This window comes from Treponema sp., from assembly GCF_045657965.1.
In the GTDB taxonomy this organism is placed as follows: domain Bacteria; phylum Spirochaetota; class Spirochaetia; order Treponematales; family Treponemataceae; genus Treponema_D.
Genome location: NZ_JAZOUG010000337.1, coordinates 1 through 9,895 on the forward strand (window position 1 = coordinate 1; position 9,895 = coordinate 9,895).

Sequence of the window (9,895 nt, forward strand, 5' to 3'; positions counted from 1 at the left end):
CAATTTCTTTTGCAGTGAACAATGCACTGACTTCTTCAACTGAAAGTACATAATCAACAATGTCGTTATCAAAGCCTTCGCGTTTTTTTGCAAGACAAGGTCCAACAAAAACTGTGATACAGTCCGGTTCGGCTTTTTTTGCAAGTTCAGCCGTGTAAATCATTGGAGATTTTGTTTCTGAAATACAGTTTTTGAGTTCCGGAGCATGAATCTGAACGGCACGAACATATGCAGGACAGCAGCTGGTAGTCATCATTTTATCGCCGCGCTCCATCCGTTCAACAAATTCTGCTGCTTCTTTGTCGGCCGTAATGTCTGCACCGATTGCAACTTCCCAGACACGGCTGAATCCGGCTTTTAAAAGAGCCGTTTCAAGCTGACCAGGCTTCGCTGCTTTAAATTGTGCGGCAATTGCAGGTGCGTACATGGCAACAACTTTTTTACCTGTCATAATATGCTTGATTACATCTACAAGCTGAGATTTTTCCATTACAGCTCCGAACGGACATGAACTCATACATTTACCGCAGAAAATACATTTATCGTAGTCAATCTGTTCATGACCGGTTTCTTCGTTGCGGGTGATTGCACCAACCGGACAAGCTTCTTCGCATGGAATCGGAATTTTTACGATTGCATGGTAAGGGCAGTTCTGCATACACATACCGCAGTTGATACATTTTGCCGGATCAATATGAGCGCGGTGATCATAAATTTCTATTGCCTGTTTAGGACAGTTCATTTTACATGGGCGGGCAAGACATGCCTGACAGGCATTTGTAGGAAGGTATTTTGTTTTTACACAGCCGTTACATGCGTCATTCAAGAAAGTGAGCATTGGCCAGGTAGGTTTTTCGCGGTTTAATGCTTCTGTTGCAAAATCTGCAAGCCGCTTTTCTTCGTCCATGTCCTCTACAGAAAATCCCATGCGGGCAATAACCCGTGTGCGTACGATTTCACGGTCGTGATAAACACAGCAGCGGATTGAAGGACTTCCTTTTGGAACCATTTCTTTGGGAATGTAATGTACGCCTTCAGCAAGTTTGCCTTCAAGCTGAAGTTTTGCAATTTTGACTAAGATTTCCTGCTTCATGATTGAAGCATTGTTGTTTACGTTGAGCATTAGTGTACCTCTTTTTGCCGAATGGATGCGGCATATTTTAACTGTTTCGCTTAAAATTATATCACGAATCTGCTAAAATACCACTATGATTCTAAGTTCAAAAAAAGAATTGCGGAAAAAAATGAAACGCATTTTATCTGATTTTCGTGAAAATACTACCGCTTCCGAAAAAGCAGAAATTACACAGAAAATTTTCGATAAGGTAATATCTCTTTCAGAATATAAAAAAGCATCTTTAGTTTTTGCATATATCCCGGATATTCTTGAAGCTGACTGTATGCCGGTAATTAAAGATGCACTTTTGAAAGGCAAAAAAGTCTGCGTTCCAAAAGTTGATTTTGAATCAATGAAAACCGGCGAAAATAAAATGGATTTTTATTTACTTGATTCTTCTAAATCAATTGATGAACAGCTGAAAACCGGTGCTTATGGAATCCGGGAGCCCAAATCAGAACTTCAAAAAGTCCGGGAAAAAGCGGTACAGAAAGAATCTGCCCCGTTCATGATTGTTCCCGGGGTTGCTTTTACACAAAGCGGAAAAAGGCTTGGACATGGAAAAGGGTTTTATGATATTTATATCCAGCGATTGAAAAAATCCGGAATAAAACCATTTTTATGTGCAATTGCCCTTAAGTGTCAGATTACAGATGATTTACCGGCAGAAGAACATGACATTCTGATGGATACAGTTATTTTTTAGAGTCTTTGCTGTACAAAGCGAGAGGAATCTTATCAGTAAAATAACTTTCGGTAATTAAAAAATAATCTTCCGGATTTGCCTTGTCGATTGCAGCATATTGTTCTAAGTAAAGTTTTGGATTTTTCTGGACTTCGCCTGTTTGAATCAGTTTTGCCGTTCCTGTCTGATTTTCTGCCTGAGCAATAACTCTCATAAGCCAGTTATTTTCAAATTTGGAAAGTAATTCTGTTTTTTCAAGATCTATTACTCCGCCGGTCTGAATTGAAATGGCTTTTGTAATATCCGTTTTTAAAGACTGCACTGTCTGAGCATAAACCGAATCAATTTCAGAGGTGTGTTCAACATTTGTTACTACAATTCTTGCAAAAGGAATGTCATTTTCCGGAAGCTTGGCTTTTACTTTTGTTTCAGGATATTTTTTGCTCAGTATATTTTCCATACGTTCTGCAATTTCAATCAGAATTGAATTGAACAGTGCACAGTCTGTAGATGATAAATCCGGAGAAGCAAAACAGTATAAAACCGGATCTAAGAATTTTGTTGTAGGAATAAGAATCTGCGGACGTGGGCCAGCTTTATCCTTTGAAATGTCCGTTAAGAAAAGGTGGCGGATTGAGATTCTTTTTTCTGACTGCTTTAAGCTTGAAAAATCAGGACGGGGGAGGGCTAAATCTTTAGATTCTGTTTCTTTTATTGAACCTAAAAGTCCGAATGTAGAATTTAATGATTTTGCAAGCTTTTCATTATCTTTAAGCGAACCTGTCAAAATCAAAGAAATTCTTGTTGAGTCAAGTAAAACCGGATAGCTTTCAAGTATTTTTGTAAAATCCAGAGAAGACGCCGGTTTTTCTTCAGTATCTTTATAAAGCTTCGGATAATCTGTTTTTTCGTATAAAATTCTTATTGCTTCACATAGAAGCTGAAATTCTGAACTTCCCGATTTAAGCCGCCACTGAGTGCGTTCATCGTAAGTAACACCGTCTGCTGTTGCCGGATTAATATCGCAGTAAACAAGGGCAGAGTAGGCTGCCTGTAAAGCAAAATCAATTTCTTTTGCAAGACAGGTTATTGTTATTATTGAATGAGTTGAAAGTGTCTGCGCTGAAACTTCATAAAAACCTGTGACAGCTCCATTAGAAGCAAATAAATCTAACTGGCTGTTTATGTTTACTGCTATCGAATCTGTTAAAACGGAAGAAAGTCCCGGAACTTTATCTGTAAAAAGAAGTTCACCGCCTTCGATTGTCATGGAAAGAACAGCCGTGTTTGAATTTTCGCTTCGTTTTACTGTGACCGGAATGTTGTTAATAAGTTTAAAGAAAGAAAATTCTGCCATATTTCTGGAAATAAAATTTTGTGCCGATTTTGAAATTTCTTCGAGCAGGTTTATATCTGAATCAGATTTTTTTGCTTTTGATGCGATAATATTTTTGTAAAAAATCTGATTGTACCATGCACTGTCTTTTTGATTGATTTGAGTAAAACCGGCACGCGTAAATTCCTGTGCATATTTCTGATAGACAGCTGAATTTAATAAAACAAAAACAAACGGTTCTTCCTGATTGATTTTTTCTTTGAGAGTATCTGATTTGATTTCTGAAAGCCGGTTGTTTTTGTCGAAAAAATCTGCAGATTTTTCTGATGCAGAATCATGAGATGAAATATAGTCTGACAGCTGTTCTAATATTAATGTGGAACTTTCTGAAAGCCTTGTGTATTCCGTTTTGATTTTTTTTAGTGTTGATTTTAATTCTTTTTCTGAAAATACATCTTCATCTCTGCTCATTGTAAGAAACAAATCTGTCTGAACAACCGGTGAAACTTTTGCATTTCCTAAAAGCGACTGAATAATAACTCTGGAAGCAGATTTTTCCCGGGCTGAAGAAATATCAATATATTCATCTCCAAGAATTTTTAAATTTCTTTGTTTAAGCAGTAATTTTTTGAATGCAGAACCGTCTCTGTTCCATGTCTGTGCCAGCACATCACATTCATCATCTGAAAGATTTTTGTACTGGACGACAATCTGTGTCATTTCGTCTGAAAAATCTTTGTGAGCAAGAACAAATTTCCTGCCTTTGGAAAGATTTCCTTTTGAGATTTGCTCCTGTATCAGTTTTGAATACGGCAAATCCTGTTTTTTAGAATTGTACTGGGAAAAATCAGAAAAATATTTTTGAATTACTGCAAGAGCGGTATTTTTTGATATATTTCCGTTTATAAAAACTGTGCTGTTTGAAGCGGTGTAATAATTTTCAGAAATTTTTTTTAGAATAGTGCGGACTTCAGATTTTGTTTTTGAAGAAAAATCAGATGAAGATATTCCGCTTTCCCGTGTCCAGGGGGCATCCGGAAAAATTCTGGAATCAATTGCCGTATTTATAAAACCTGTTGCACTGGATTCATATTCTTTAAATTCGGCAGTCATTATTTTTAGAAGTGAATTCAGTTCTGAATCGTTTGGCTGTAAGGGTTTTAATTTTTCACTTAAAAGTAGAACTGCTTTTTCGATTGAACCTGGAGCAACTGTTGCTGTAAATCTTACTGAGTCATTCGAAATTTCTCCATTCAGTAATCGTGCGTACAGCGTAAAAAAACCTGCATTTTCAGGAGTCTGTTCTGTAAAACCTGCGTTTACACAAAGTTCAATTCTTATGGTTGGAGAGGAATTGTCTTCAAGAACATAAATTTTCAGTCCGTTTTCCAGAGTAAAAAAATCAACATCATTTTTTGAAAAAGCAAAGAAATAAAAAGGACTGAAAAATACCAGTAAGAGAAAAAAATAACGCTTCATAAATATCCCGCCGTTCAAGAATTATACAGTAATTGCTAACATCTTTCCAATCCGATAAAATCAATTTATGGTTACTTTAAGTACAGAAACAAACACAGCTGAACTGCCTGATTTTCATAACGATTTTCTCAAAGGTAAAAGACAGCTTACTCAAAATGAAATAAACATTCTTGAAAAAAGCAACAAAAATTCGGATTCCTCATGGAAAAATATCTGGGTAAGTAAAAAAGAATTTGATGTTTCTCTTATTTCCGGCTGCGAAATTAACGGATTCCTTGTAATAGGAAAACTTTCCAAAATTTCCCTTAAATATCATGATTTAGTTTTAACGGCAGGGCTTTATGATTCATATCTTGAAAATGTCGTTATAGATGATGACTGTGTTATCCGGAATGTTCATTATCTTTCAAATTATAAAATCGGAAACAGAAATATTCTCTTTAATATTCAGGAAATGTCCTGCACAAAACACTCAAAATTTGGAAACGGCATTTTAAAAAACGGAGAGCCTGAGTCAAACAGAGTGTGGATTGGTGTCGGAAATGAAAATGACGGTCGTGCAGTTCTTGCTTTTGAAGATATGATTGCAGCTGATGCTTACATCTGGGCTAAATACCGTGATGACAAGGTATTGCAGAACCGTTTTATTCAGCTTACTGAAAATCAGTTCTCTAAAGAATTAAATACCTATGGCATTACAGGTGATGATGTTGTAATAAAAAATACAACTCTTCTTAAAGATGCAAAAATCGGAAACAGTGCCTATATAAAAGGTGCATTCAAACTCAAAAATATTACTGTTCTTTCTTCTGAACAGGAAGCAAGCCAGATTGGTGAAGGAGTTGAACTGGTTAACGGAATTCTTGGCTATGCTTCGCGCGTTTTCTATCAGGCCGTGGCTGTACGTTTTGTAATCGGCAGAAACTGTCAGTTAAAATATGGTGCGCGCCTTTTAAATTCTATTCTGGGCGATAATTCTACAGTTTCGTGCTGTGAAATCTTAAATAACCTGATTTTTCCTTTCCATGAACAGCATCACAATTCTTCTTTCCTTATAGCATCTATTGTTGCTGGTCAGAGTAATATTGCTTCCGGGGCTACAATCGGATCAAATCATAATTCGCGTGCTGCAGACGGTGAAATGTATGCAGGCCGTGGATTCTGGCCCGGACTTTGTTCTGATTTTAAGCATAATTCCAGTTTTGCAAGTTTTACCCTTATTTCAAAAGGAAGCTATCAGCACGAGCTTAATATTCAGTATCCTTTCTCACTTGTAGCAAGTAATGGTCCCTGTCAGCCGGTTACAATAATTCCGGCCTACTGGTTTATGTACAATATGTATGCCGTTGCAAGAAATAAGGCAAAATTTGAAAAGCGCGATAAAAGAATCGTAAAAATTCAGAATATAGAAACAGACCCTTTTGCACCTGATACAATTCAGGAAGTAGAGCAGGCTTTACGGAAAATAATTGAACTTACGGCAGATTATCTTGTTTCTCAGAAAAAGGAAAATGCTCTTGCTGCCTCAGACAAGAATGAGCTTTATCAGAATGCAAAAGATTTTCTCCACAAAAATCCTGATTCTGATTTTGTTCTAACTGACAAAAATGCCCAGAAAAAATACGGTGCAAAAATCGTAAAACCTGTTAAAGCTTACAAAGCTTACCGCCGTATTGTTAAATATTTTGCAGTCCGCACTTTATGTGAATATTGTGACAGAAACGCTAAAAAATGGATTTCAAGTGAAGATATCTTTAAAATTTCAAAAATGCCTCTGTATACAAAATGGGTGAATATCGGCGGCCAGATTATTCCTGAAAAATGCCTTACCGAGCTTTTTGATTCAATAAAAAATTCTTCAATTGATTCATGGCAGACTGTTCATGAATTTTATAATGAGTGTCAGAAGCATTATGAAGATTACAAGGTTTCTTATGCTTTGAACCTTCTGGAAAAACTTTATTCCCGTCCGCTTGGTGAATTTAACCGAAAAATTTTTGACGGAATTATCGAAGATGTTCTTTTTGCAAATCAAAACATGTATGAAGCAACTCTTATTTCCCGTATGAAGGATTTTGATGATGAATTCCGCATGCAGACTTTCAGAAATGCCCGTGAAATGGATGCTGTTCTTGGCGGCATAACAGACAACGAGTTTATTCTTGAAATGAAACAACAGACAGAATCTTTTGAAGAAAAGGTGAAAGTTTTATTCAGTGAATTAACATCGCTGTCTATTGACTAAAAAGCCTCGAATCAGCATACTTAAAGCATGATGACACTATCACTACTACTTTTGTGCAGTTTTTCTCGTGAATGCTAAAAGAATAGGCAGTAGTGTTAATATTTAATAGTACATTGCAGGACCTGTTGCTTTTGGCAGCAGGTCTTTTTTTTATTTAAGGAGTTTTAAAATGAATGCAAAAAAGTACAGACCGTTTCCTTCTGTTCCAGTCGTAAACCGCAGCTGGCCGTCAAAGCGGATTGAAAAGGCACCTGTCTGGTGTTCCGTTGACCTTCGTGACGGAAATCAGGCTCTAATTGACCCGATGGGAATCGAAACAAAACTTGCATTTTTTGAACTTCTCGTAAAGCTTGGTTTCAAAGAAATTGAAATCGGCTTTCCCAGTGCCAGCGATACTGAATACGATTTTATACGCCGCCTTATCGACGAAAAACGCATTCCTTCTGATGTAACGATTCAGGTATTGTGTCAGGCGCGCGAAAAATTAGTCCGCCGCACGATGGAATGTATCAAAGGTGCTCCGAGCGTAATTTTCCACATTTACAATTCAACTTCTCCGGCCCAGCGAAAATACACTTTCAACAAGTCAAAAGAAGAAATCATCAAAATTGCAACTGACGGCGTAAAAGTCATTAAAGAATGCATGAAAGATTTAAGCGAAGAAGACCGCAAAAAGATCCGCCTTGAATATTCACCGGAAAGTTTTTCAATGACAGAAATTGACTATGCAATCGAAATCTGTGAGGCTGTCGGAAACGAGTGGGGCTGGGACCGCGAAAATAAAATCATCTTCAACCTTCCTACAACTGTTGAATGTTACACACCAAACATTTATGCAGACTCAATCGAATACTTTGCTCAGAAAATCTCTCACCGAGACTGCGTAATCATTTCAACACACTGTCATAACGACCGCGGAACAGGCGTTGCTTCGTGCGAACTCGGGCTTTTAGCCGGCGCAGACCGTGTTGAAGGCTGTCTTTTTGGAAACGGCGAGAGAACCGGAAACCTTGACATCGTAACTGTTGCGCTCAATATGTTCTCAGAGGGTGTAGACCCACAGCTTGATTTTTCAAATCTTCCGGATATTGCAGATGCCTACCAGGAATACACCAAAATGGAAATCAATCCGCGCTCTCCTTATGCAGGAGGCCTGGCTTATACAGCCCTTTCCGGCGGTCATCAGGATGCGATTGCCAAAGGATTTGCAGCCCGTGCCAAAATGAGCGAAGATGCTGTCTGGGATGTTCCTTATCTTTTAATCGACCCGCACGACATCGGCCGCCAGTATGAAGGAATTATCAGAATCAATTCTCAGAGCGGAAAGGGCGGAGCAAGCTTTATTCTTGAACACAATTACGGATATGCAATTCCAAAGGCAATGCAGAGCTCAATCGGCGACCTTATCAAGGCAAAAAGCGATGCAGCCCAGCGTGAACTTCAGCCGGAAGAAATCCTTAAATTCTTTGAAGAACAGTGGATTTCTAAAAAAGAACCGCTTTCAGTCCTCGATTTTGCATCAACTCAGCTTGAAGGACACGGCGACAAAGAGCATGTTTCGTGCCGCGGCGTAATCAAATACAACGGCGAACAGATTTCAATCGGCGGAAAGGGTAACGGTCCTCTCGATTCCTTTGTTGCAGCCCTTGCTTCTACACCTTTGCCGAAATTCAATATTACGGCTTTCAACGAACACTCTGTCGGTTCAGGAAGCGACACTTATGCAGTGGCTTACGTTCAGATTACAAAAGAAGACGGCTCTGTTAAGTGGGGTGTCGGAAAATCAAGCAACGTCGGCAAAGCCGGTATTGCAGCGGTTGTTTCTGCACTGAACCAGTAAGAGCTGAAACTTTCCGGCTTTTAATTTGTTTCTGTTAATATGAAGAACACGAGACGTTTTCAGATAATATGCGCGTTTGTTTTTACTTTCGCGCTTTCTTTTCTATCAGCTCAGGAAACAAATTTTCCGACTCTTTACCGTTACACACTTGAAAACGGGCTTGAACTTTTTATAGCAGAAAATGATTCAGCTCCGCTTGCTTACATCGAACTTGCAGTCAGGGCAGGAGCTGTTACTCAGACGCCGGAAACAGCCGGTCTTTTCCATCTTTACGAGCATATGCTTTTTAAGGGAAATGCCAAATACGCAAATCAGGATGAATTTACCGAAGCCGAAAATAAAATGGGCGTTATTGACGAAAACGGTTCAACCGGCATCGACCGGGTAAATTATTTTTTTACAGTTCCGTCTTCAGAGGTAAAAAACGGTCTTGAATTCTGGTCTTATGCAATCCGTACTCCAAAAATAGATGAAAAAGAACTTGAAAACGAAAAAGCTGTAGTTCTTTCCGAAATTAATGCAGATTTTACTGACCCGGCTCATATCCGTTCGTCTGCTATTTTTAAAAATCTTTTTCCAGACGGTGCATGGAGATTAGATCCGGGCGGAAGTCCTTCTGTCGTAAAAAATGCAACGGTAGAATCACTGCGCGAAATTCAGAAAAAATATTATATTCCGCGTAATTCTGCCATTTTTGTAGGCGGAGATGTTCATCATGAAGAAGTTTTTCGTTATGTAAAAGATATTTATGGTGACTGGAAAAATCCTGAAGAAAAGGCAGAAAAAATTCATCAGTCTGTGAAAGAACCGTTTAAAAATCTTGACAGTGATTTAAAAATGATTTTCGTAAATCCGGGAAATGCAGACAGTATTATTTCAGCAAATTATTTTCTTCGCGGTCCGGACGGTGAATTTGATGTGAATGATACATATCCGGCCGATATTCTTGTAAATATTTTAGCAAATCCGTCATCAGAATTTGTATCAAGTGTTATTTCAAATAAAAACCTTTCTATTCCGGATTCTGATTATACCGGTGTTTCTTATCCGACAAGAAGAGCTGGCAGCCTTATCTGTTTTTATGCATATATGTTAAATCAGGGCGAAACAAATCCTGTCCAGAAATCTGAAGAATATCTTTTAACTTTAAAAAACAAGTCTTTTCCTCTTTTGACTGATAAAAAAACTTACGG

Annotated in this window: 6 protein-coding genes; 4 read left to right on the plus strand and 2 right to left on the minus strand. The window is 38.1% G+C overall.

Features of this window, described 5'->3' with window-relative positions; all coding sequences use genetic code 11:
* Positions 1-1,123, minus strand: a 1,123-nt coding sequence (locus ACKI5B_RS12700; protein WP_407429341.1) for a monomeric [FeFe] hydrogenase, incomplete at its 3' end; no start/stop codon positions are given.
* A 121-nt stretch (positions 1,124-1,244) separates the two neighbouring features.
* Here ACKI5B_RS12700 and ACKI5B_RS12705 point away from each other — a divergent pair.
* Positions 1,245-1,823, plus strand: coding sequence for a 5-formyltetrahydrofolate cyclo-ligase (locus ACKI5B_RS12705; protein WP_407429343.1), 579 nt, complete (start codon positions 1,245-1,247; stop codon positions 1,821-1,823).
* On the opposite strand, the gene ACKI5B_RS12710 is transcribed toward ACKI5B_RS12705, so the two are convergent.
* Complete coding sequence (locus ACKI5B_RS12710; RefSeq protein WP_407429345.1) at positions 1,813-4,617, minus strand: insulinase family protein; 2,805 nt, start codon at positions 4,615-4,617, stop codon at positions 1,813-1,815. The genes ACKI5B_RS12705 and ACKI5B_RS12710 overlap by 11 nt on opposite strands.
* 67 nt (positions 4,618-4,684) lie before the next feature.
* Here ACKI5B_RS12710 and ACKI5B_RS12715 point away from each other — a divergent pair, with 67 nt between their 5' ends.
* The 3 genes from ACKI5B_RS12715 to ACKI5B_RS12725 all read left to right on the plus strand — a co-directional run.
* Positions 4,685-6,862, plus strand: coding sequence for a DUF4954 family protein (locus tag ACKI5B_RS12715; protein ID WP_407429347.1), 2,178 nt, complete (start codon positions 4,685-4,687; stop codon positions 6,860-6,862).
* 169 nt (positions 6,863-7,031) lie between these two features.
* Entirely contained in the window at positions 7,032-8,702 is a 1,671-nt protein-coding gene (gene leuA / locus ACKI5B_RS12720; RefSeq protein WP_407429349.1) for a 2-isopropylmalate synthase, read from the plus strand.
* Positions 8,703-8,741: 39 nt separating this feature from the next.
* On the plus strand, positions 8,742-9,895 hold a 1,154-nt coding region (locus ACKI5B_RS12725; RefSeq protein WP_407429351.1), incomplete at its 3' end, for a M16 family metallopeptidase.